We start from the raw sequence: 22,123 nt of genomic DNA, 5'->3' as shown, positions 1-22,123 counted from the left end.
CGCAAAGCCGCCGGCAGGTTAGCGGCTAAGCATCGGACTGCAGCATGAAATCCAATGAAGGGACGAAGAAGGACGAGCCGGTCAGGGCCCGGGTGAAGTGCAGCAGGTGATCATGATGACCCGCGTCATCCCCGAATACCATGCTGTGGAGCATCTTCTCGAAATGCTCTGGGGTGCGGCAGACGGAGATAAACATCAGCCCCTGCTCCTTTACCGTGCCATAGGGCATGCTCTGGCGCAGGATTTCCATGGCGCTGCCATCCGCATGCTTGAGATTCACCCTCTTGGTATGGCTGGTGAGCGGCTTATCCGCCGAGGCATATTCGATATCGTCCAGCTTGGTGCGGCCAAACACATCTTCCTGCTGTTTCAGCGGCAGTCTATGCCACTTGGCCAGATTGTGGGCAAATTTCTGCACATGCACATAACTGCCGCCCTGAAACTCGCTGTCCTCCTGGCCCACCAGCGCCACCTGCTGGCGGTGACGTCCTCTGGGATTCTCAGTGCCATCGACGAAGCCGGTCAGATCCCGGCTATCCATGAAGCGAAAGCCGCGCTCCTCTTCGATAAGCTCGACCAGATCTTCGAACATCTGACTGACCTCGTTCGCCACCAGATGCAGTATGTCGAACCTGTCGCAGCGCAGATGGACGAAGAGATCATACTCTATCGCCGGGGCATCGCGATTGCCTTCCTGCATGGCGGGAAAGGGTTTGAGCAGCGCCGGTCTGGCATCCGGATAGAGGCTATCCCAGTAGTTGGCGCCTATTGCCAGGAAGCCATTGAAGGCACTGTCAGTATATTGATCTGTCAGTTCATAGATATATTGGGCCACATTGGCAACACAGGGACGCAATTGAGCTTCAACAGCCTCGTTGGCATTAAACATCAAATAGACGCTATGCAAATTCCCTTCGGCACACACACCCAACTGTTCACGCGGCATATCCTGAGTACCCATAGTTAACTGACCTTCCTATCCATCATTTTCGACCTCAATGGCTGCAACTTTAACTCAAAATAACATTTACTTGTGTATCTGCAGCCAGAAGATGTTTTTTTGTGCAGGAAGACGGTAAGCGTCATCCCCGGGCCAGCGTCCCCCCGAGCGGGCAATTCATCCAGACTCAACTAAAATAAGACCAGTATTTAACGTCACTCGCATCATGCCAGAGGCAGACATGACTGGAATATTGCTCATCTTAGCCACGCTGTTCGTTGTACTCTTCCTGTTCAGGCATAGGCTGCCCTGGTATCGCGCCGCCCGTCACCCCAGAGGCGACTCGGAGGCCAGGCTGAAAATAAGCCCCTTTCACAGTGTCAGCCTGATGTCCGAAGATCTCTGTTGCCAGGCAACCCAAGATCTCAAAGGCAAAAGATTCCTGGCCAGGGAGGCACCCCACTTACCGCTCGACGGCTGCGATCGCCGCGATTGTCACTGTCATTATGTCCATCATGATGACAGGCGCAACAGGGATAAAAACCGCCGCACGGCATCCAACGTCAGCCAGCAACTCTTCGGCGTCTTCGGTGAGCAGGAACGCCGCCACCGGCGGGGCCGGCGCAGCAGCGACCTTCAACTCGCATCCGGACGGGTCTGAGTGAACATGGCCTGGGTCTGCACCCGCGCCAACCAAGCCGCCAACGACGGCGCCTGAGTGCGCCATGGCAACTGAGGGTGGCGAAAGTCCAGGTATTCGAACAGGCAGACCAGCAACAACTGACGGGCACTGAGCCTGGTTTCGGCTTCTATGCCCAGCAGCTCCAACTGCATCACCCCGCGCATGATGGCCTGTTCATAACGGCCGGTCCAGAAGGGGGACCTGACCCCTTCCTCCTCGCGCATCTGCTCCTGTCGCAGGCCGACGGCGCTGTCGAGTATTCCCTTGATCAGGGAAAACTGGCATTGCTGCGCCCAGTCGCCCGTCGCCGGGCCAAAGAGTCGCTGTTGTCCATATTCGGCGTCCAGATAACGGGCGATCACTTCGCTGTCGAACAGGCTGGTGCCGTCATCCAGGAGCAGGCAGGGGATCTGTGCCAGGGGATTGGCCGCCAGCAGCGCCGGACTGTTGTCGAAGGGGTTCACAAGTACCGGCACTATGTTTTCAATCCCCAGGGCGTGGATCAGCGTCCTGACGAAACGGGCATAGGGTGAAGCAAGGGAATAGAATAATTGCATCAGATGTTCCTCGGCTGAAACCGGCTCTCGCCGTTGGTGCTCGACACAGAGCAGGCTACCAATATTTCTCGACTGTGATTTGTCCGGGTGCCCGGCGCAAGTTTTTCTGTAGGCCCCTATCCTTAAGGATACGCTGCGCATCCGAGACCATCTCAGGATTACCACAGATCATCACCTGTGAATCCGTGGCCGAGAGTGTCAGACCTGCGACGGCTTCAATCCGGCCATCCTCCAGGCCGGCCGTGATACGGCAATCCAGGGCGCCGGCCAGCCGCTGACGGGTAACGCAGGGAATATAAATGAACTGCTCGGGATAACGTTGTTGCAATTGTCGGATCTTGTCAAGATAGGCCAGATCGTCGCTGTGGCGTACCCCATAGACCAGCACCACCTTCTCGAATCTCTGCCAGGGCTCGTCCGTGTCCATCATGGAGATGAAGGGGCCGACGGCTGTGCCCGTCGCCAAAAACCAGAGATGCTTGCCTTGTTCCTCGCCCCTTGGGATCTCGGCCAGGGTCATGAAACCCGCGGCCTGGGTGGAGACCTGGATCTCATCCCCCACTACCAGGGTATGCAACTTGGGAGACAAGGCCCCTTCCTCGACCGCCACGGCCAGGACTTCGACATAGGCTGTGCCCGGTGGATTCACCAGGGAATAGGCGCGGGCAATCCGCTTATCGTCCTGTCTTTCGCTGAGTTTAATGAATTGTCCGGCGATGAAGGGGGCCACTTCGGCGGCGATCCGCAGCGAGAACAATTTATCGTTCCAGTCGACTCTCTCTATGATCTTACCTGTTGTCCACATAGATTCCCCGGCTAATACTCATTCGATTTCCTTAGCATAAGGCTTTATGACGACAACAAAAACCCCTAATAAGCAGGGGTTTGAATATAGCTCCTCGATGCGGGTCGCGACCGCTAAGCCTCAGGAGTAGCGGCTGCGGCGTCATCGCCCGGGCTGAGGCGTTCCCTGAATGCCTGCAAGCCTTGCTGCACCAGATCATAGGTCTGGTCCACACCGTCGGCAATGTCCCCCTGCAACACTTTCAGGCCACCGAGAATATCCCTGGCATCACCGAAGCCCTGCTCTATGGCGCCCCCTATGACAGACATGAAGCTCTCCAATTGCTCATCCTGGCTCATGTCGCCGTGTTGCTGCTGGTGCAAGGGGAAGAACTGAGTCGCAAAACTGACGATGCGCTCCGCCGTCGCCTCGGGAGAGTCGTCCTCCGGCGCTTCGTAGCTCGTGGACATGCCTGTGCCTGTCTGGCCGGCGGCAAGTTCCTGGTTGATGGCTTCGATGGCGCTGCGATACAGAAGCGCCATGGAATTATCGCCCGAGCTCAGGCTGACCTCTTCCTGGGCAGCAAGAATGGTCTGATTCATCAGCTGCTGGCTCGCTTGATAGGCGCTCTTCTTGTTGGCAATCGCCGACACTGTCTGGCCATGAGTGCCTACGTCCTGGGTCTTATCCCTGGCGGCGGCCGAGACAGTTTGACCATGGTTATCCGCCTTCACTGGCTGCTTTTTATCATCGCTGACCACAGCCGTGTTCGGCATAGTCTTTGGCTTACCCGGATTGAGCGGTTTAATGTCCATCTTTGTCACCTTTGCGGCTGGATTGGCGGTTTTTATGAACCTTAATTATCGGACAAAAAACCGGCATCTTTAGTTGAAAATCAGATAAAGATATCATTAACCGCCAATCAGGGATTATCTTATCCTCCAAATGGATTGAATGGACCGCGCCTTTATCATGAGCATCTTCAGGAAAATCATCTTCATAGCCATGCTTGCCGGCGGCCTGTTGCCGAGCTTGGCCTGCCATGCCGCAGACAAACTCATCATACTGGTGCGCCATGCCGAAAAGCGTGAGCCTGACTCAGCCGACACTCGGCTTAGCGAGGCGCAAATCGAGGCGCTGCGGCGGGATCCGCCACTCTCGACCGCAGGGTACGCCAGGGCTCAGGCATTGCCCGGGGCCCTGGCTCAATTCCCCTTGAGCCGGCTCATCGCCACCCAGTATCTCAGGACCCGGGAAACCCTGGCGCCCATTGCCGCCGAGCGTCAATTGGGGGTGGAGATCATCGCCGCCAACGCCCCAATAGCCGAGCATATAGCCCAGCTGGTGCAAGCGGCCAAGGCCGCAGAGGGCAATGTCCTTATCGCCGGTCATTCCAATACCCTGCCACTGCTAGTCCAGGCCTTGGGCGGCCCCAAGATAGCCCCCATAGCCGAAACAGACTATGGCCAGCTGTTTATCCTCACCCTGGGTGAGGATGAGAGGGTGACGTTGATGTCGGGCCATTATGGTGCCCAGGCGAATGACACAAACTAACGGAGACTGAAGATGCCAACGAAAAACTGGTTCATGTGGGGGCTGGATCTCTTTTCCGGCCTGTTCCTCATCGCCATAGGCTTAGGCGTGCTCGTCCTGGCCTATATGTATCTGGCCGACAGGCTGCAGACCAAGCAAGCGGTGAGACACAATTATCCCGTGATAGGCCGCTTCAGGTATTTCTTCGAAAAACAGGGCGAATTCTTCAGACAATACTTCTTCGCCCAGGACAGGGAAGAGCTGCCATTCAACCGCGCCGAACGCAACTGGGTCTATCGTGCCGCCAAGAACGTCGATCGCACCATAGCCTTCGGTTCGACCCGAACATTGGAAACGCCCGGGACTCTGATGTTCATGAACACTGCCTTCCCCACCCTGGATACAGACTCTGTGCCCCCCAGCCCTGTCACCCTTGGACCCGACTGCCGTACGCCTTACACCAGCACGGCCATTTGCCATATCTCGGCCATGAGTTTCGGCGCCCTCTCCAGGCCGGCGATCACCGCCCTGTCCCATGGGGCGGCCAAGGCAGGATGTTGGCTCAATACCGGGGAAGGCGGGCTCAGCGAGCACCATCTCAAGGGCAATTGCGATCTGGTCTTTCAAATAGGCACCGCCAAGTATGGGGTCAGAAATGAGCAGGGGCATCTGGACGATGACAAACTCAGGGCCATCGCCGCCCATGAGCAGGTCAAGATGTTTGAAATTAAGCTGAGCCAGGGTGCCAAGCCGGGTAAGGGCGGGATCTTGCCCGGCGTCAAGGTCACGGCGGAAATCGCCGGTATTCGCGGCATTCCCATAGGGCAGGACTCAATCAGCCCCAATGGCCACATAGAATTCAAGACAGTTGCCGATATCCTCGACATGGTGGCCAAAGTGCGCGAGGTGACGGGCAAGCCCACGGGGATCAAGGCCGTGCTCGGGGATACCTGCTGGCTCAATGATTTGTGTGATGAAATAGCCAAACGCGGTGAAGCCGCGGCACCGGATTTTTTCACCCTCGACAGTGCCGATGGCGGCACTGGCGCGGCGCCACAACCTTTGATGGATTATGTCGGTCTGCCCCTGAAGGAAAGCCTGCCACTGCTGGTCGACACCTTGAGCCAGCGGGGCCTGCGGCAGAGAGTCAAGATTATCGCCTCGGGCAAACTCATAGTACCGTCCAAGGTCGCCTGGGCATTGGCCGTGGGGGCAGATTTTGTCGCCTCCGCCCGCGGCAACATGTTTGCCCTGGGGTGCATTCAGGCGATGCAATGCAACAAGGACACCTGCCCGACAGGCGTCACCACCCACAATGTGAAGCTACAGCAGGGGCTGGATCCCAGGGATAAGTCGGTGCGGGTCGCCAGTTATAACCATTACCTTCATCATGATCTCGGCCTGATTGCCCACGCCTGCGGCGTCAACGATCCCAGACAACTGCAGCGCTCTCATGTGCGGATAGTCACCGACAGCGGCCTATCGGTATCCCTGGATAAATTTTATGCCCACATGGATAGGTAGCGGTGTGCCATGTCTGGAATGCCATGTCTGAAATCTTATGTCGGCCATACTGGGTCATTAAGCAGTGCCAGCCGGGCATAAGCAGGCCATGAGGTTCACCCATGGCCCAGGCAGCTAACGCCCCAGGCCGGCACCGGCGCGATGCAGCCCCGGCATGCTTCTGGCATTGGCCATGCCGAAGTCCTGTTTCGCCAGGGTCAGTCCGCGGGTCGTTACCCGCAAACCGGCACAGAGTTCTTCGTGGAGCGCCTGCAACTCGTCCCGGGTCAGATCTCTTTTGCTTAACACAGCCGAAATGGCCAACCAGTCGGTCTCGACTCTATTGATCCTGCCCTCGATGTTCACCAACAGTGCAATATTATGCATCATGCCTTCTCCTTCTTGGTCTGGGTTGCAACCTGGATCCCGGGTTGGCTCACAGATTTCGCAAGGGAGTCCAACGGGCTGAGGTTAGTCTGGATGAGCAAGTATGCGTTGTGGCTGCTGAACCAATACTGAATTTGGCTTCAGCTGCTGGTCTCTTCCCTTGGTTCCGGATTGTTGCATCGCCCCTGCTATCCAAGCCAATAGCCCATACTTGCTTCAACCAGTGGCTTCAACTATTGGCTTCAGCTATTGACCCTTTCCCCCTGGTTCTGGATATGCCAAAGCTTGGCATACAGGCCATCGGCCGCCAGCAAGCTCTGGTGTGTGCCCTGCTCGACTATCCGCCCCTTGCTCAGGACCAAGATCTTGTCGGCATCGACTATGGTCGACAGCCTATGGGCTATCATCAGGCTGGTATGTCCGTGGGCGGCCGCTTTCAAGGCCGTCAGTATGGCCTGTTCCGAGCGGCTGTCGAGGGATGAGGTGGCCTCGTCGAACACCAAGAGCGGCGACCCCTTGAGGATTGCCCTGGCGATCGCGACTCGCTGCTTCTCGCCACCCGAGAGTTTGAGCCCCCGCTCGCCGACCTGGGTATCCCAGCCCTGGGGCAAGGCTTGGATAAAATCCTGTAAATGTGCCAAGTCGATGGCCTGACGCACCTCCTCCTCGCCGGCATCCGGTCGGCCATAGAGGATGTTCTCATACAGGCTGTCGTTGAAGAGCACTGTATCCTGGGGGACTATGGCGATGGCGCGGCGCAATGCATCCTGGGTCAGTTCGCGTATGTCCTCGCCATCTATCTTGATCGCTCCCTGTTGCACCTCATAGAACCTGAACAGCAACTTGATCAGCGTCGACTTGCCGGCACCGCTGTCACCGACCACGGCCACTTTTTGCCCGGGTTCGAGGCGAAAACTCACCTGCTGCAGTATCGGCCGCTCATCATAGCTGAAACTCACGTCCTCGAATGCCAATGCCCCCCGGGTCAACTGCAGATCTTTGGCCGTCGGACTGTCGACTATGCCTGGGTGCCTGGCCAACAGGGCGAACATACGTTCGATATTGGCCAAGGCGCCGCGGATCTCCCGATAGACGAAGCCAAGAAAATTGAGCGGGATAAAGAGCTGCATCATGAAGGCGTTGATCAACACGAAATCCCCCAGGGTCATCACCCCATCGGCGACCCTGTAGGCCGCCAATGCCATCATGGCCGTCATGGCGGCAGCGATCACCAGCGCCTGACCGCCGTTGAGGGCGAACAGCGACAGGCGGTTCTTGCGCTTGGCGACTTCCCACTGCGCCAGCGCCTTATCGTAGCGCGCGGCTTCATAGGCCTCGTTGTTGAAATACTTTACGGTTTCATAGTTCAGCAGACTGTCTATGGCGCGGGAATTTGACAGGGAGTCGGCCTTGGCCGCATCCCTGACATAGCTGGTGCGCCACTCGGTGGCGATCACCGAATAGCCGACATAGATAAGCACCGAAACCAGGGTAATGGCCGCGAAGGCGATGCCATAATTGACAAAAAATATCCCTATGACCAAGGCGATTTCCAGCAAGGTGGGGACTATGTTGAACACCATGAAACGCATCAGGAAACTGACGCCGCTGGTGCCCCTTTCTATGTCCCTGGACAGGCCACCCGTCTGCCGTTCCAGATGAAAGTCCAGATCCAGTCGGTGCAAGTGTTCGAATACCGCCAACCCGAGCCGCCGAATCGCCCTCTCGGTCACCCGGCCGAACAGGGTGTCACGTATCTCCCCGGTGATCGCCGTCGTCAATCTCACTGCCCCATAGGCCAACACCAGGCCGATGGGCACGCTCAGGGCCTGGGCCGTGACGTCGCCGTCCAGGGTATCGACCAAGTGTTTCAGGATGAAAGGCAGACCGACGCTGGCCAGTTTTGCCAGCACCAGACACAAGAGCGCCAGTACTATGCGCCCCTTGTATTCCAGCAAATAAGGCCATAACAAACCCAGCACCTGCCAATTGAGGGACTCCTTCTGACCTTCAAAATATTGAGATGAGCGCATAAGCTTCCAATTCGAAAAGTGTAATTAAGGCCGCTGTTAGCCTGGATAAAGTTGCGAGACAAGCCCTAGCGGCAACCTGAGCTGAGGCAAAATAACGACTAAGTGAAGCATGGATCTGTTACCTGCTTTGCACTAGTATTTCGCAACTGCTTCAATAAACGTCAAAAAAATGACAATTTACGAAAATTCAACTATTTTGACACAATTGCTATTCGACAGAGCAACAGAATTTGGTATTCTCTTGGGCGCGATGTTCCCTTACCGGGTGCAATATAGCCTTCTTAAGCGTTATCGAGAGAGGCCAAGGTCGATTCGGTCGCTAAGCGAATACTTAAAAATACCATTATGACATTCAGTTCAAAGGAAACCTTATGTTGGATTCTGTAAAAGTTCAGTACCCGCCATTACCGCTAATTCGCACTTGGGTATGGATGATGATTGAATCGGGCAATCCGGAACTTCAGGACAAGGGCCGTAACAACCTCATATCGGCCTTTGGCAGCTTGGCCGAAGCCAACAAGTATCTCGCCGAAAACAGCTAAAATTACGGCGCCCTTGGGCGCCATAAGTTTGCAGTTGGAGTCGACTCGGCTGAGATCCCTGGCAACACAGCCCGGGTTTCTATGCACGGCGCCTGTCCAGGACACTCTGATTCAGTCCGGCCAGTAATTGCTCGCTGTCGCTCCAGCCGATACAGGCGTCGGTCACACTCTGGCCATAGTTAAGCGCTTGGCCCTCGACCAAGTCCTGACGACCAGGCTGCAGATGGCTTTCCACCATGACACCGAAGATGGCCTTATTTCCTCCGGCTATCTGGCCGCCCACATCGGCAGCCACCAGCATTTGTCGCTGATATTCCTTACTGCTGTTGGCATGGCTGAAGTCGATCATCACATTATCGCTCAGTCCGGCCTTCAGCAACTGCTGGCTGATCGCCTCGACGTGCGTCGCACTATAGTTAGGCTCGCGCCCACCACGCAATATGATATGGCAATCCGGATTACCCTTGGTCGACACTATCGCCGAGTGGCCCATCTTGGTGACGGATAGGAAATGGTGCGGCGCATTGGCGGCGCCTATGGCATCTATGGCCACCTTGATGGTGCCATCTGTGCCATTCTTGAAGCCGACAGGACAGGACAGACCCGATGCCAATTCCCTATGTACCTGCGACTCTGTAGTGCGGGCCCCTATGGCGCCCCAACACATGAGATCCGCCATGTATTGCGGCGTAATCATGTCGAGAAACTCCCCCGCCGTCGGCATGCCTATCTCGTTCAGTTCGAGCAGCAATTTGCGGGCGGTTCTCAAACCATCGTTAAGCTTGAAACTGTTGTCCATGTAGGGATCGTTGATCAATCCCTTCCACCCCACAGTGGTGCGGGGTTTCTCAAAGTAGACCCGCATGACGATTTCCAGCTGATCGCGGTAACACTCCCTCAGGAGCACCAAGCGCCGGCCATATTCCAATGCCGCGACGGGATCGTGGATGGAACAGGGGCCAATCACGACCAACAGACGATCGTCACTCTTGGTCAGGATATTATGTATGCTGTTACGGGCGTTAAACACTGTGGCGGAGGCGTGTTCTGATGCCGGAAATCGCTCCAGGATCGCAATGGGAGGCAATAACTCTTTTACTTCATTAATCCGAACGTCATCATTTTGGTAATACATACATTCCACCACTCAGGTTAGCGCTTAAGGACCATCTCTCTTCAGCAATACTTCCCTCAATTTAGCCAGTATCGGGTGACAATGCAATCAAGTTGTAGATTATTTAAGATTTCAAACTCATGCATTTGTTTTTAAACAACTATTAAAAATAAAATAACAGATTATCCATCGGAACAACTTCGGAGTTGCCGTTCACAAAACTCACCAAAAAACAAATATTCGACAGCTAGATGAATTAAACTCATAATCACTCGGGTTGGCACATTAGGCGCCATTGGGACATAGCTCACAGGTTTTCAGTGGATGGCTCGTCAGGAAAGCAAAACTCAACACAGGATAGAGAAAATTACCCGACTCATGTTTGGATGCAAGCGGCATAGCCACCCAAGACTCGGCTTCATGCGCTTGATGACCTTAATCTTGGTGACCTTAATCTTAGTGACTCAGCTGGCTTGGGCCGTTCCCCCGGACCAGGGGCTCCGCTTTGCGACCAGCAATACCATAGAGCCCTATTTCTTTGCCGACAAACCCGGCGGCATCCAGTACGACCTCTTGGCCGCGGCACTTAAACTCAAACAACGTCATATAGAAAGCCTGGTCTTGGCACCGAATCGCCGCGCCCTGAGACTGGTTGAAACCCAGAAGGCCGATTGCCTGATCAATGCTCCCGACGGCTTGGAGCGGCTCCACTACACCCAAAGCCTCATCGAATACCAGAATAGCCTGTTCAGTCTGAGCGCAGATCACTTAGCCATACACAAGGTAGAAGACTTGCAGTTCATTCCCCTGGTTGGCTTTCAGAATGCCAGCCAATACTTGGGGGAAGACTTCGCCCGTATGGCCGCCAAAAACCCGGAATATCTGGAAGTCAACAACCAACAACACCAGCTCAGCATGCTGTTTAAGCATCATGCCAAAGCCATAGTGCTGGAACGGCGGATCTTCGCCCATTATCGCCATCTCCTGGCCGGCAAGCTGGATACGGCTCAGCCGGTAACAGAAACCTCATTATTCGCCCCGGCCCCCAGACCGATAGCCTGCCGCAGCCAGGCTATCGCCACCGTCCTGGATGAAGGCATAAGCCTGTTGAAGGCGAGCGGCGCTTATGATGAAATCCTTAAAAACCAATAATATACAGAATAGAATACAGATTAAACCCATCTGGCTCAGGCAAGGAATTTAAAAAATCCCGCTCGGATTTCAAACAGGCAACCAGCCACAGCCCGTCAATAACTCCCTGTTAATCAGCAAATTAAACACACTCCAACGCCGTTTTAAACAATGACGACCTAAACCATTAATTAGTCAGTACTTTTCATGTTGCGAGACGAAAATGTTAGCGTTAGGTTAACAACACAGGTCAGATGTCTGACCTGCATAACAACAAGACCTGATGCCTGCGGGCCATCAAATATAACGATAACTATTACATGAGATAACACAATGACGATCTACAACAAGCTATTGCTGCTGGGTCTGTTCGCTGTCAGCCCCCTGAGCCAGGGCGCCACGGGTATCGCCTTTATCCATGGCACCGGCAAACAAACCAATGCCCTCGACGACTATTGGACAAGTGAATTTGTCGACTCTGTCCGCCAGGGCATAAGTTCCCCTGCCAACTACAGTGTCATCAACTGTGACTTCGACCAATATATGTGGGAAGAAGCCGCCGCAGGCTGCCTGGTGAACCAGCTAACCACTTTCATCGATGCCAAGGGCATAGACTCGCTGATCATGCTGACCCACTCCAATGGCGGCAACATAGTCCGCTGGGTACTGTCTAACCCAACCTGGGACAGCCGCTATCCCAAGGTCATAGCCGCGACCTCCAGGGTGATAGCCCTGGCGCCTTCGAGTGCCGGCACCCCGCTGGCGGATGCCGTCAATCAGGGCAATAGCTTCGAAACCAGCCTGGGTTGGTTGCTGGGGTACAACAGCAACGCGGTCAAGCAGCAACAAGTCAGCTCCATGAGCTATTACAACGGCACCTGGCTCAATGGCACAGCGAACCGGCCGGCCTTGTCCAAACCGTTCGAAGTCGTAGTAGGTTCGGATGTGGACTCGGCAGTATGGGACAGTGACAGCTACTGCGCCGGTTACCAATATCAGGTCGCGCTGGAAACCACCCAAAACTGGCTGGATGACTGCTCAGATGGCTTCCTCGAATGCAGCTCCCAGGGTGCCGCCGGCACTGTCTGGTTTACCGACAAGCAACTGACCCAGGGCCAGGAGCCCCTCAGCCATCAACAGAGTCGCCGGGCCTGTTTCAATCTCGACAGCCTGATCCGCAACCACATCTAGGAGCATCCGATGCAACAACTTACTTCAGTGGTTGGCATACTCTGCCTGGCCACCTTACTCACTGCCTGTCAGGATGAATCGGCACAAAAGGTACAGACATCCGCAGCTCCCGCCAGCCCCCAAAACGTAAAAGCCGTGCCCCTGGCCGCGCCACAAACAACGGATATCTATCATGCCGAGGTAGAGGCGCCGACACTGCCGCCACTCAATACCAGTCCAGACTACATCAGCTTCATCACGCCGTTGAGCGGTGAGTTCACCGCAAGCCCACCACAGACCCGGCAAACCCGTCTCAGCGATGAGTATTGGTTGAATGTCAGTGGCGCCGAATTGAGCGGTGGGATAGACCTGCCCATCAGCCAGGCTTCGAGCGTGATCCGCATAGCCCCACGGGGAGACACAAGCTCGGGGGGGCTCATCAAGGCAGACGCCATAGCACCCGAGACGATTTCCCTGAGTTTAGCGTCAGCGAACACAGGCAAGCATGAAGCCCGTTCCTGGGTGAAATCCATGGCCGATGCGCAGGCCCTGGCAAGCGCCGGACTGAGCGATGATTCGAGTGCGCTCACCCTCAGGGCCGACGCCAAACCGGGTAAATATAGACTCAGGGTAAACCAACCACTGGCGGCGCAGGCGCGCTATCTGGTGAATGTCAAAGAGAAGCACTCACCCTACCAGCTCAAGCTCGGCGCGCCCATGAGCATAGAGGCCGAGGCCGGACGGATAGGGCTGGACATCAGCCTGAGTCAGGGACAGCAAGGACTCGCCCCCAGGGCCAGGCTGATACAGGCGGGTGGCGAAAGCCTGGAACTGGCGGTACAACAGCAAGGAGAGGCCTGGCAGGTGGTGTTGACCGAACCGCTGCCCGCGGCGAAGAACAATGCCGACTTGAGTGAGATCCAGGTCGATATCCAAACCGAGGTCGATGGCCGCCCCCTGCTCAGGAGTGTCAAGACGGCGTTCAAGGCCTATGTCAATTCGGCCAAACTCCTGCCCCAGGCCGACAGTCGCTGGCAGGGAGAGTTGCCGACCGGGGTCGACTTCGGCCTGGAGCTGGTTACCGAGGGGCGATTCGGCCTGAGCGCTGTCTTGACTGGCACCAACAGCCAGGGAAAGAGCGTCGCGATTCTTAGGTCCCAGGCCGCGGCCTGGGTCACGCCCGACGCGCCCAGGCTGAGGCTCGAATTGGATCCTGCGCTTATCGCGGCATCCGGCCTGAGGGCACCGTTCGAACTCAGAGAGTTGACCCTGACGGATCAGGGACAGATGGCCAGGCTCAGTTACCAGGATCACGGCTTAATCCTCGAATAAGCCCCCCGGCCAGAAAAACGGCTTGAACCAATAAGGCTCCCGGGGGAGCCTTATTCTCAATGGTATTTCATCGCCTCCAGCTTAAGCTGGTACCTGTGTTTATTGCCTGGATCTGAACTCAGCGCCAGGGCCTTCTCCATGTTCTTGCGGGCCCGCACTTGGTCTCCGGTAGCCCAATAAGCCTTGGACAACCCAAAATAAAACTCATGCCGATAACCTGCCTTCTCGACGGCACGGCGAAACCAGACCAACGCCTCCTGATACTCTTGGGCCTCATAGGCTTGCTCGGCAATATCATAGTAATAATAGGGATTATTTATCCGTGCCAGCTCGAGCACCTTATGCACCTCGGCCCACTCCTCCAAACGGCCTTGGGAGCCCAGGATCATCGCCAGATTGTAGAGGGTGGTCATGTTGTGAGGTTCCAGCGCCAGCACATAACGGTACACCTGCTCGGCCCTGCGCTCATCATGGTTGCGTCTATAGATCACCGCCAGCGTATTGTAGGCAGGGATGAAGTCGGGTTGCTGCAATATGCCCGCCTTCACCAAGGCATAGGCGGTATCATAATCCCCCTGCACCATGGACTCTGCAGCCAAGTTATTGTAAAACATTGCGATTAATGTCTTTTTGCTGATGGTTTTCTTGTTATAGCCCCGCTCGGCCCGCGCGGGCAGGAAGTCCACCAAGATGGCACGCGTCATCACATGTACCGTGTCCAGATTGCTTGGCGGGAGCAGCCTCAGATTCACATGGCCATTGATAAGATAGAAGTCGCCCTGCTTATCCCATACGGGCTGCACATCTATGTCCTGCCATTCGACATTCAGCTTGAGGATGTCGGCCAGGGCCGTCGTCAACACCACAAGCGACATGCAGTTGCCTTCGCGGCTGTTGAAGGTTTCAGAGGCAACTCGGGTGAAGTTATCCCGATAATTGAAGCCGCCATTACTGGCGTTGAGGTATTGAGCCAACCATTCATTGGCCATCAAGCCATTGCCATGCATCAATTTTTGGCTATCGAATCCGCGTTTGACTTCCGCCCTGGCCTCGGCCGGCAGAGCAAAAATATCTTCCACCGAAGGGACTCGAACCTCTTGCTTAAAGGCCGCATCGTTAAACAGAATATGGGTATCCAGCTGCAAATGAGAGGGAGCCTTACCCGCACAGCCCAAGGTGCCGAGCAGGCACCAGCTCAACAACAGCCGAGTCACAAGACGTGTCATCATTTTCTCCGGCAAATTACGGCTATAGCCAGAGCTTAAGCGAATGAAAGAATGCCTGCCCGCTAAAAAAGTTACAAAAAATTAACGCCTGGGTCCTGCGGCTTAACTGCCGGGCCCGGGTGGGGTTATCTGGATATAGAACTGCTGCGGATTTTCTTGCCCACGCTGCTGGTAAGGGCGGTAGAAACGCCCGGCACAATCATAATATGTGTAGGGGCGGGAGAAGCTCACGCAGCCGAGCGGTAACGCCTGTAATATTTGCAGCTGTTGCTGAAATCTAAGGGCCTCTTGCCACTCCTGTTCCCGGATGACGGCATCACGCACCGCGAACACATCCAAGGCTTGAGTTCCATCATGCACCAACACCTGTCCGGCGACGGCAGGCAGTGCCATCATCAACAAGCTTCCCAATAGATATGGCCGCCTTGCCGGCATAATCCTGTCACAGAACATAGCCTTGCTCCTCAATATTCCAATCCAAACCAGGTCTTGCCGAACAACATGGGTCGCTCTTGGGCAAGTCATCCAACACCTGTTACCCGCCGACACAGTTGGCATAGAACACATGGCCCTCTGGGGGTTACATCAGCCCCCCCAGGAGCTTGACGCGCGCTATCTGTAATGCTCCCGGGGGGCGAGCGAAAAAGACCCTATATCATGATCCTTATCAGAATGGCTCATCCATGGGTTTCTTCTTATCTTGGCGCGTCAGCGCTCGACTTGCAACCAAGACGCCGGCGCCTTTCCCCTCAGCCTTCTGCGCCGCCAACAACCTCAGTCCTCTGCCCCGCCAACAAAAAGTGGAGCCCAGGGGCTCCACTTTAACTCGACGAACATGACCGGCTAATATGACGACACTAACACTCAACAGCCAGCAATCAGCAATCAGCCGGCATTCTTGACGGTCACAAATTCAGGATAAGCATCTATGCCGCAATCCGATGCATCCATGCCATTGTACTCTTCCTCTTCCGAGACCCGGATCCCCATGGTCAGCTTAAGCGCAAACCACACCGCCAGTGAGGCGGCAAATACCCAGACAAAGATGACTAAGGCGCCGAACAGCTGCCCTGTCACACTGGCATCCGGGTTGGATAGAGGCACTAACATCAGTCCCAGGAACCCGGCAACGCCGTGCACCGAAATGGCACCGACGGGATCGTCTATCTTGATGCGATCCAAGGCTATGATGGCGAAGATCACCAGCCCCCCGGCCACCAAACCTATGATGCCGGCCAGCATCAGGGAAGGTGACAAGGGATCTGCGGTTATCGCCACCAGGCCTGCCAAGGCGCCATTGAGTATCATGGTCAGATCCGCCTTGCCCCAAATCATCTTACACACGACCAGGGCAGAAATGGCACCGAAGGCGGCGGCCGAATTGGTATTGAGGAAAATTTTCGCCACCGAACTGGCATTGGCGGCATCGGACACCATCAGCTGGGAACCACCGTTGAAGCCAAACCAGCCCATCCACAGAATGAACATGCCCAAGGTCGCCATCGGCAGGTTGGAACCCGGGATGGGATTTACCTGACCATCCGGACCATATTTTCCCTTACGGGCACCGAGCAACAAGACACCGGCAATCGCGGCGGCGGCGCCGGCCATATGCACTATGCCACTGCCGGCGAAATCGACAAACCCGGCTTTCGACACGAAGCCCCCACCCCAAGTCCAATAGCCTTCAACCGGATAGATGAAGGCCGTCATTACCACCGAGAAGGCCAGAAATGCCCACAGCTTCATCCGCTCGGCGACAGCTCCAGAAACGATGGACATGGCCGTCGCCACAAACACCACCTGGAAAAAGAAGTCAGATTCCAGGGCATGACTCGCATCGGCCGCCTGAGAACCTATCAAGGCCCCCAGGGAAGGCAACCAGCCTCCCTCGGCATTGTCAACATACATGATGTTATAACCGACGATCAGGTAGGTGATACAGGCAATGGCGTACAGGCAGACGTTTTTGGTCAATATTTCAGTGGTGTTTTTCGAACGCACCAGGCCGGCTTCCAGCATGGCGAACCCTGCCGCCATCCACATCACCAGCGCCCCCGAAATCAGGAAATAAAAGGTATCCAGTGCAAATCTCAATTCTGCGACTGTGAGCCCGAGTTTAGTTAATTCTTCCATGCATCCCCCTTATAATGCTTCTGTGTCGAGTTCACCGGTACGAATACGTATGGCTTGCTCCAGGTCGGTTACAAAAATTTTACCGTCGCCTATCTTGCCCGTATGGGCAGCGGCTGTGATGGCCTCAATGAGCAGATCCAAATTTTCGGCCTTGGTCGCTATCTCCAACTTCACCTTGGGCAGGAAGTCGACTTGATACTCGGCACCACGATACAACTCTGTGTGCCCCTTCTGCCGACCGAACCCCTTCACTTCGGTCACTGTCATCCCCTCAATGCCTATTGCGGCGATAGCTTCACGGACATCATCCAATTTAAATGGCTTGATGATAGCGCTGACGAGTTTCATCCCGACCTCCAAAATCTGTTTGTTATCTATTTGTAGCCAAATCAATTCAAGCATCGAGCCAGAAATATACCGGACTGTTTTTTATGGGTTTTAGCCGTGAAGCACTCATTGCTGGCGCATAACAACGCACTAAAAAGGTGCATTTATGCACTGCGTGCCCCCTGACGGTGCGCCGAGTCATTCACATGAATTGGCCTATCTCGTGGGTTTGGCTTTAATACAAATGGCGGCAAGACGACCGACACTGACTGGTCTAATGGCTGCTGCACATGTCATGATGCCAGTGCGCCTTTTTAAGCGGCGAAGCGGCGGGTGTCTGTCGATGCCTCAGGAGGAAGTATGTTAAAACCCGAAGAAGTTGTACTCATGATAGTCGATGTGCAGGGCAAACTGGCCCAATGCATGGACCAAACGGAGCGACTGCATCAGCAACTGAGCTGCCTGATCCTTGGGGCCCAACTGTTTGACATTCCAGTGATTTGGTTGGAACAACTGCCGGCTAAACTCGGCCCAACCAGCCCGGAGTTGCAGACCTTGCTCAGCCAGAGTAGCACTCCCTTGCACAAGCAACATTTCAGTGGTTGGCAATGCCATGAGGCGAGAGCGGCGCTGACAGGGCTTGGACGTAAACAAGTGTTACTGGCGGGCATAGAGACCCATGTCTGCGTCTATCAGACCTGCCGCGATCTGCTCGATCATGGCTATGGCGTGCATCTGCTCGCCGATGCAGTTTCATCCAGGGAGTTGGAATATAAGCAATTGGGGATCCAGATGATGACCCAGAGAGGCGCGCTGCTGACCAATGTCGAATCCCTGTTATTCGAACTGCAGACCGAGGCTCAAGGCGACAGATTCAAGGAATTGCTTAAGTTGATCAAATGAGGGCATGCTTGAGACTGAAATATCGGACCAGCTCCGACAGCCGCTGCGGAATATGGATATGGATATAGATAAAAAATGACGAAGCATGATGCTTCGCCATTCTTTATTCGGCAAATGTTATCGGCGGCCTAAGCCAGCGGCTAACTCAGCGCTTATCATTTAAAAACGGCCGATTAATCCCAGACCTATATCGACACCGTCGACATCTGAGTCAAGCACTTTAGCCAAGCCAAAATTGGCAGAGAAACTGTCGGATAAACGCCACCAGTAAGCGGTAGAAACGCTGAAGTTATCATCGTCGCCATTATCGCTATAACCAAGACCAACGGACCAGGCCTTATTAATATACCAATCGGCTTTCACGTTGAAGGCATCATCAGAATCGGCATGCGTCCAACTCGCAGATAAGTCTACACCTGAGGTAGATTTCAGCGCGATAAAGCTACGCAGTTTTAAACCGTAAGATTCTTCGATGTTGTTATCGCCATCGTTGAAGAATGCCGACACGGACGAGGCATTGTTGAAGTAATAGCCTACTTCGGCGCCGTAGGTATTAGCGTCATGGCTGCCAACGTCAACTCTTGAATAGTTGGCAGAAACAAACCAATTAGAGTCAAAAACATAGGTTCCATCTATGCCAAAGGTATCTGTATCCAACGCGTCATAGTTGCTGTAACTGGCTCCCAGATTACTTTCCTGTGCCAGGAAACCATTCAGGGCATATGGGCCCTTGGCTTGATCTACGGATTTGAAATAATAGCGGTAGTTGGCATTCCAGGTACCGTCACCGAATTCTTCTGAGTTGCCATTATAGTTCAGACCGGCTTCATGCTGATAGCTGTTATCTTGGACGGCCATGGCAGCTGTGCTTGCAAGACTCAGTAAAATAGCCAGTGCGGCGGTAGTTTGTTTCATCAATTTATTCCCTTAATTGTTATACCGGGAGCAAAGTTGAATGGCGTGATAATAGTGAGGTAATTTAATCCATTAAAAAACTAAGCATCTTGGTTTAAAATACAACAATGCCATTGCTCTCCTAGCGGCGCGTACAATAATACAAAATGTCATTAAATGGAAATAAAAATGAAATAAACCACGCCCCTAGCCAACATAAAACAAGATGGTAAATACATGGCAACATTCCATTAAACTTTGATATTGGTTTTGGTTTGGATTTGAGTTATGCAACTTAAGTCTCGAGGGTGGGGGAAATCGATACTGGAATTGGCTTTCCAAGTGCCATGCTCGCCGTTTATCGCCGGCACCGAGATACCAGCTGAGCCAAGCTCAGGCTGGAAATCATTAAATACAGCCTGGCATCTAAGTCTTGGCTCATTCGCCATGACGATTGAGAAACTTATGCCAGCTCAACAGCGCCTGTTCGAAGTCTTCCAGGCCGCAGTAGGATTCGGATTCGGCGTCGTACATGGACATGGATTCGTCGAGATCATGCTCTTCATCGAACCCCAGCACATTGGCGTAAACCCTGGCCTGCTCCCTGTCCAATTCCAGGGTCAAGTCGGCCCCCACCAGGCGCCAGTTATTCAGCTTGCCGCTGCGCAGTTGCGCCATGGCTTCACAAATTTGCTCATAACGTTGGCCGTCATTGGCCAATTCTTCGGAGAACCATTGACCCAAGGCCTCATGATCCATGCTGAACCTGGCGATGGCGGTGCCATCCAAACTATTACGTCGAAACTCGTATTCCATCTTTCACTCATACTCATGATCACATCCGATAAGCCAATTTTAACCCATTGCCGACTAACTTGCCCGGGATGCTGCGGCTAAATGGTCAAACTTGAAGAACCCAGGTTTGAAATGCTTCTTTTTCCCACAAAAATCAGTTAGTTTGAATTTTATTCGTGCGCTCGACCAAGGATCACTCCATGCAGGAAGAATTTGTATATGCCTTAGTCTTGTCCGGTGAACGGGCCGGGGCTCGGCTTAACAGTGATGAAGCCAGACTCTGGGATCCCGCCGATGGCCTGTTGTGGCTGCATTTACAATACCGGCATCAGAAGGCTAAGGCGTGGATAACCCATGCCGGGCTATCCAAGGTCGATGGCGACGCCCTGCTGGCCCAAGACACACGCCCCAGAGTCGTCGGCAGCAAGCAGGGATTATTATTGTCCCTGCGCGGCGTCAATCTCAATCCGGGCGCAGATCCGCAGGACATGGTGGCGGTGCGTATCTATGCCGACAGCAGCAGAATAATCAGCACCTGCGGCAGGGAATTGCAGTCGGTTAAAGACGTTGCCGAGCTGATAATGTCGGGACAAGGCCCCAGGAGCAGCGGTGAGTTTATCCTTGCCGTCTGCGAACGCCTTACCGATCGCAAGGTGGAATTTATCGACAAGCTCGAAGATCGGCTCGCCGAGCTGGAGGAAAAGGTGGTCACCAACGATGTCCAGGGACTGAGAACCGACATCGCCGAGTTGCGCCGTCAAACCGTCGCGGTGCGCCGTTATCTGGCCCCCCAGCGCGAGGCCTATTCGCGCATGCTCAGCGAAGTCACAGTCCTGTTCAATGACAACGACAGACTCAAGTTCAGGGAGGTCAACGACAAACTGATCCGCACCATAGAAGATCTCGATGCCATTCGCGACAGGGCTAATGTCACTCAGGAGGAATTGCTCAGTCAGCAGTCGGAACAAGTCAATAAACGCCTGTACGTGCTTGCGCTGATCTCGGCGATCTTCCTGCCGCTGGGTTTTTTAACCGGCCTGCTCGGGGTCAACATAGGAGGCATTCCGGGGGCCGAACAGCCCTGGGCCTTCGCGATATTCTGCAGCATGCTGTTGGTCCTGGTGGGCCTGCTGATGTGGCTCTTCTACCGGCATAAGTGGTTGTAAAAAATGAGGAGCCAATAAAAAAGGACGCGAGAGCGTCCTTTTTCGGTTCGACTTAAACTTGGGCTTACTTAGTCTCAACAGCCTCAGGCGCTTTTGCCTTCTCGACCGATACCAGCTCCACCTCGAAGATCAGGGTAGAGTTGGCCGGGATGGTACCTGTGTCGCGATCACCATAGGCCAGCTCGGCCGGGATCACGAACTTGTACTTGGCACCGACAGGCATCAGCTGCACACCCTCGGTCCAACCCGGGATAACCCGGTTCAGCGGGAACTTAGCGGTTTCGCCACGCTTATATGAGCTGTCGAATTCTGTGCCATCGAGCAAGGTGCCACGATAATGCACTTCGACCGTGTCTTCTGCCGCTGGCTTCTCGCCGGTGCCGGCAGTCAGCACTTCATATTGCAGGCCGGACTCGGTCGTCACTACGCCCTCTTTAGCCTTGTTCTCTTCGAGGAATGTCTTGCTTTCCTCCAGATTCTTGGCGGCCAGCGCTGCGGCTTGCGCCTGGCGCTTCTCGTTCAGCTTCTTGTCCAGACTCTGCAATACAGTTTGCATTTCTTCTTCGGTCAGTTTCATCTCACCGTTCAGGCCATGAGTAAAGCCTGTGATGATCAAGTCGCGATCGACTGGCATGCCCAGTTCTTCCTGCTCCTTGATGTGACCCGACATGTAAGTTCCTATCGATGCGCCAACGCTATAGGCTTCTTTCTGTGCATCGGTAGTCAATTCGACACTGGCAGGGCTTGCAGTAGTTTTTTGTTCTTGATTACAAGCAGATAGGCCAACTATAGCCAATGCTACTAGAGATAATTTATAAATCGATTTCATTAAAGCTTCCTCAGCATCTTCAAGCGGTCACAATAACCTAAGTTGTTATAAGTGCAATCACTTTATACTAGTTAAATCCGTAATACCAATGACATTCTTCATGCCTATGTCGGCTAACCCCATCACTCACAACTTATTA

Annotated in this window: 23 protein-coding genes; 9 read left to right on the top strand and 14 right to left on the bottom strand. The window is 54.3% G+C overall.

Translation table 11 applies throughout. The annotated features are described in order from the left end of the window. Nucleotides 1–25: 25 nt before the first annotated feature. Entirely contained in the window at nt 26–961 is a 936-nt protein-coding gene (locus HC757_RS09720) for a Dyp-type peroxidase (protein WP_169564147.1), read from the bottom strand. Between the two features lie 220 nt (nt 962–1,181). Here HC757_RS09720 and HC757_RS09715 point away from each other — a divergent pair, with 220 nt between their 5' ends. Continuing rightward, nucleotides 1,182–1,601, top strand: coding sequence for a hypothetical protein (locus tag HC757_RS09715; protein ID WP_169564146.1), 420 nt, complete (start codon nt 1,182–1,184; stop codon nt 1,599–1,601). On the opposite strand, the gene HC757_RS09710 is transcribed toward HC757_RS09715, so the two are convergent. The 3 genes from HC757_RS09710 to HC757_RS09700 form a co-directional block, all read right to left on the bottom strand. Then, entirely contained in the window at nt 1,577–2,179 is a 603-nt protein-coding gene (locus HC757_RS09710) for a glutathione S-transferase (protein WP_169564145.1), read from the bottom strand. The genes HC757_RS09715 and HC757_RS09710 overlap by 25 nt on opposite strands. A gap of 55 nt (nt 2,180–2,234) precedes the next feature. Then, nucleotides 2,235–2,984, bottom strand: a complete 750-nt coding sequence (locus tag HC757_RS09705) for a ferredoxin--NADP reductase (protein ID WP_169564144.1) — start codon at nt 2,982–2,984, stop codon at nt 2,235–2,237. A gap of 113 nt (nt 2,985–3,097) precedes the next feature. Then, a complete protein-coding gene (locus HC757_RS09700; RefSeq protein ID WP_244623394.1) occupies nt 3,098–3,778 on the bottom strand; it encodes a DUF5610 domain-containing protein in 681 nt (226 codons plus the stop codon). A 139-nt stretch (nt 3,779–3,917) separates the two neighbouring features. Between HC757_RS09700 and HC757_RS09695 the strand changes: the two genes are divergently transcribed. Together HC757_RS09695 and HC757_RS09690 are read left to right on the top strand one after the other, a co-directional pair. After that, on the top strand, nt 3,918–4,517 hold the full coding sequence (locus HC757_RS09695) for a histidine phosphatase family protein (RefSeq protein WP_169564143.1): 600 nt from the start codon (nt 3,918–3,920) through the stop codon (nt 4,515–4,517). 12 nt (nt 4,518–4,529) lie between these two features. Then, complete coding sequence (locus tag HC757_RS09690) at nt 4,530–6,020, top strand: FMN-binding glutamate synthase family protein (protein ID WP_169564142.1); 1,491 nt, start codon at nt 4,530–4,532, stop codon at nt 6,018–6,020. Between the two features lie 114 nt (nt 6,021–6,134). Here the strand turns inward: HC757_RS09690 and HC757_RS09685 are convergent, their stop codons facing one another. After that, entirely contained in the window at nt 6,135–6,389 is a 255-nt protein-coding gene (locus tag HC757_RS09685) for a hypothetical protein (RefSeq protein WP_425313958.1), read from the bottom strand. Nucleotides 6,390–6,628: 239 nt separating this feature from the next. Then, entirely contained in the window at nt 6,629–8,419 is a 1,791-nt protein-coding gene (locus HC757_RS09680) for an ABCB family ABC transporter ATP-binding protein/permease (RefSeq protein WP_169564141.1), read from the bottom strand. A gap of 371 nt (nt 8,420–8,790) precedes the next feature. On the opposite strand from HC757_RS09680, the gene HC757_RS09675 reads away from it, so the two are divergent. Continuing rightward, nucleotides 8,791–8,961 (top strand): hypothetical protein, encoded by a 171-nt coding sequence (locus HC757_RS09675; protein WP_169564140.1) that lies wholly within the window; start codon nt 8,791–8,793, stop codon nt 8,959–8,961. Between the two features lie 79 nt (nt 8,962–9,040). On the opposite strand, the gene aroG is transcribed toward HC757_RS09675, so the two are convergent. Beyond that, nucleotides 9,041–10,096, bottom strand: coding sequence for a 3-deoxy-7-phosphoheptulonate synthase AroG (aroG, locus tag HC757_RS09670; RefSeq protein WP_169564139.1), 1,056 nt, complete (start codon nt 10,094–10,096; stop codon nt 9,041–9,043). Nucleotides 10,097–10,399: 303 nt separating this feature from the next. Here aroG and HC757_RS09665 point away from each other — a divergent pair, with 303 nt between their 5' ends. The 3 genes from HC757_RS09665 to HC757_RS09655 all read left to right on the top strand — a co-directional run bounded on the left by HC757_RS09665 (nt 10,400) and on the right by HC757_RS09655 (nt 13,708). Beyond that, nucleotides 10,400–11,227 (top strand): substrate-binding periplasmic protein, encoded by an 828-nt coding sequence (locus HC757_RS09665; RefSeq protein ID WP_244623393.1) that lies wholly within the window; start codon nt 10,400–10,402, stop codon nt 11,225–11,227. Nucleotides 11,228–11,539: 312 nt separating this feature from the next. Next, nucleotides 11,540–12,397, top strand: coding sequence for a lipase family protein (locus HC757_RS09660; RefSeq protein ID WP_169564138.1), 858 nt, complete (start codon nt 11,540–11,542; stop codon nt 12,395–12,397). Between the two features lie 9 nt (nt 12,398–12,406). Next, nucleotides 12,407–13,708: a DUF4785 domain-containing protein gene (locus tag HC757_RS09655; RefSeq protein ID WP_169564137.1), complete on the top strand. Its 1,302-nt coding sequence runs from the start codon at nt 12,407–12,409 to the stop codon at nt 13,706–13,708. 56 nt (nt 13,709–13,764) lie between these two features. Here the strand turns inward: HC757_RS09655 and HC757_RS09650 are convergent, their stop codons facing one another. The 4 genes from HC757_RS09650 to HC757_RS09635 all read right to left on the bottom strand — a co-directional run bounded on the left by HC757_RS09650 (nt 13,765) and on the right by HC757_RS09635 (nt 17,418). After that, a complete protein-coding gene (locus HC757_RS09650) occupies nt 13,765–14,934 on the bottom strand; it encodes a tetratricopeptide repeat protein (protein WP_169564167.1) in 1,170 nt (389 codons plus the stop codon). A 102-nt stretch (nt 14,935–15,036) separates the two neighbouring features. Next, the gene (locus HC757_RS09645; protein ID WP_244623391.1) at nt 15,037–15,330 is read right to left on the bottom strand and encodes a hypothetical protein; all 294 of its coding nucleotides are present in this window, start codon (nt 15,328–15,330) and stop codon (nt 15,037–15,039) included. A 489-nt stretch (nt 15,331–15,819) separates the two neighbouring features. Continuing rightward, a complete protein-coding gene (locus HC757_RS09640; RefSeq protein ID WP_169564135.1) occupies nt 15,820–17,070 on the bottom strand; it encodes an ammonium transporter in 1,251 nt (416 codons plus the stop codon). 9 nt (nt 17,071–17,079) lie between these two features. Continuing rightward, the gene (locus tag HC757_RS09635; protein ID WP_169564134.1) at nt 17,080–17,418 is read right to left on the bottom strand and encodes a P-II family nitrogen regulator; all 339 of its coding nucleotides are present in this window, start codon (nt 17,416–17,418) and stop codon (nt 17,080–17,082) included. A gap of 339 nt (nt 17,419–17,757) precedes the next feature. Between HC757_RS09635 and HC757_RS09630 the strand changes: the two genes are divergently transcribed. Continuing rightward, the gene (locus HC757_RS09630; RefSeq protein WP_169564133.1) at nt 17,758–18,300 is read left to right on the top strand and encodes a hydrolase; all 543 of its coding nucleotides are present in this window, start codon (nt 17,758–17,760) and stop codon (nt 18,298–18,300) included. 159 nt (nt 18,301–18,459) lie between these two features. Here HC757_RS09630 and HC757_RS09625 read toward each other — a convergent pair whose 3' ends face one another. Together HC757_RS09625 and HC757_RS09620 are read right to left on the bottom strand one after the other, a co-directional pair. Beyond that, nucleotides 18,460–19,215 (bottom strand): putative porin, encoded by a 756-nt coding sequence (locus HC757_RS09625; protein ID WP_169564132.1) that lies wholly within the window; start codon nt 19,213–19,215, stop codon nt 18,460–18,462. A 417-nt stretch (nt 19,216–19,632) separates the two neighbouring features. Then, nucleotides 19,633–20,010, bottom strand: coding sequence for a YacL family protein (locus HC757_RS09620; protein WP_169564131.1), 378 nt, complete (start codon nt 20,008–20,010; stop codon nt 19,633–19,635). A 179-nt stretch (nt 20,011–20,189) separates the two neighbouring features. Between HC757_RS09620 and HC757_RS09615 the strand changes: the two genes are divergently transcribed. Beyond that, nucleotides 20,190–21,155 (top strand): zinc transporter ZntB, encoded by a 966-nt coding sequence (locus tag HC757_RS09615; protein ID WP_169564130.1) that lies wholly within the window; start codon nt 20,190–20,192, stop codon nt 21,153–21,155. A gap of 64 nt (nt 21,156–21,219) precedes the next feature. Here the strand turns inward: HC757_RS09615 and fkpA are convergent, their stop codons facing one another. After that, a complete protein-coding gene (gene fkpA, locus HC757_RS09610) occupies nt 21,220–21,984 on the bottom strand; it encodes an FKBP-type peptidyl-prolyl cis-trans isomerase (protein ID WP_169564129.1) in 765 nt (254 codons plus the stop codon). Nucleotides 21,985–22,123: the final 139 nt, after the last annotated feature.

The sequence above is a fragment of the Shewanella salipaludis genome, assembly GCF_012911865.1.
GTDB lineage: Bacteria > Pseudomonadota > Gammaproteobacteria > Enterobacterales > Shewanellaceae > Shewanella > Shewanella salipaludis.
This window is presented reverse-complemented; position numbering and strand designations above follow the sequence as displayed.

Coding starts and splice junctions, on each gene's coding strand:
- HC757_RS09720 (WP_169564147.1), bottom strand. CDS start 961: ATGGGTACTCAGGATATGCCGCGTGAACAGTTGGGTGTGTGTGCCGAA.
- HC757_RS09715 (WP_169564146.1), top strand. CDS start 1,182: ATGACTGGAATATTGCTCATCTTAGCCACGCTGTTCGTTGTACTCTTC.
- HC757_RS09710 (WP_169564145.1), bottom strand. CDS start 2,179: ATGCAATTATTCTATTCCCTTGCTTCACCCTATGCCCGTTTCGTCAGG.
- HC757_RS09705 (WP_169564144.1), bottom strand. CDS start 2,984: ATGTGGACAACAGGTAAGATCATAGAGAGAGTCGACTGGAACGATAAA.
- HC757_RS09700 (WP_244623394.1), bottom strand. CDS start 3,778: ATGGACATTAAACCGCTCAATCCGGGTAAGCCAAAGACTATGCCGAAC.
- HC757_RS09695 (WP_169564143.1), top strand. CDS start 3,918: ATGGACCGCGCCTTTATCATGAGCATCTTCAGGAAAATCATCTTCATA.
- HC757_RS09690 (WP_169564142.1), top strand. CDS start 4,530: ATGCCAACGAAAAACTGGTTCATGTGGGGGCTGGATCTCTTTTCCGGC.
- HC757_RS09685 (WP_425313958.1), bottom strand. CDS start 6,389: ATGATGCATAATATTGCACTGTTGGTGAACATCGAGGGCAGGATCAAT.
- HC757_RS09680 (WP_169564141.1), bottom strand. CDS start 8,419: ATGCGCTCATCTCAATATTTTGAAGGTCAGAAGGAGTCCCTCAATTGG.
- HC757_RS09675 (WP_169564140.1), top strand. CDS start 8,791: ATGTTGGATTCTGTAAAAGTTCAGTACCCGCCATTACCGCTAATTCGC.
- aroG (WP_169564139.1), bottom strand. CDS start 10,096: ATGTATTACCAAAATGATGACGTTCGGATTAATGAAGTAAAAGAGTTA.
- HC757_RS09665 (WP_244623393.1), top strand. CDS start 10,400: ATGGCTCGTCAGGAAAGCAAAACTCAACACAGGATAGAGAAAATTACC.
- HC757_RS09660 (WP_169564138.1), top strand. CDS start 11,540: ATGACGATCTACAACAAGCTATTGCTGCTGGGTCTGTTCGCTGTCAGC.
- HC757_RS09655 (WP_169564137.1), top strand. CDS start 12,407: ATGCAACAACTTACTTCAGTGGTTGGCATACTCTGCCTGGCCACCTTA.
- HC757_RS09650 (WP_169564167.1), bottom strand. CDS start 14,934: ATGACACGTCTTGTGACTCGGCTGTTGTTGAGCTGGTGCCTGCTCGGC.
- HC757_RS09645 (WP_244623391.1), bottom strand. CDS start 15,330: ATGATGGCACTGCCTGCCGTCGCCGGACAGGTGTTGGTGCATGATGGA.
- HC757_RS09640 (WP_169564135.1), bottom strand. CDS start 17,070: ATGGAAGAATTAACTAAACTCGGGCTCACAGTCGCAGAATTGAGATTT.
- HC757_RS09635 (WP_169564134.1), bottom strand. CDS start 17,418: ATGAAACTCGTCAGCGCTATCATCAAGCCATTTAAATTGGATGATGTC.
- HC757_RS09630 (WP_169564133.1), top strand. CDS start 17,758: ATGTTAAAACCCGAAGAAGTTGTACTCATGATAGTCGATGTGCAGGGC.
- HC757_RS09625 (WP_169564132.1), bottom strand. CDS start 19,215: ATGAAACAAACTACCGCCGCACTGGCTATTTTACTGAGTCTTGCAAGC.
- HC757_RS09620 (WP_169564131.1), bottom strand. CDS start 20,010: ATGGAATACGAGTTTCGACGTAATAGTTTGGATGGCACCGCCATCGCC.
- HC757_RS09615 (WP_169564130.1), top strand. CDS start 20,190: ATGCAGGAAGAATTTGTATATGCCTTAGTCTTGTCCGGTGAACGGGCC.
- fkpA (WP_169564129.1), bottom strand. CDS start 21,984: ATGAAATCGATTTATAAATTATCTCTAGTAGCATTGGCTATAGTTGGC.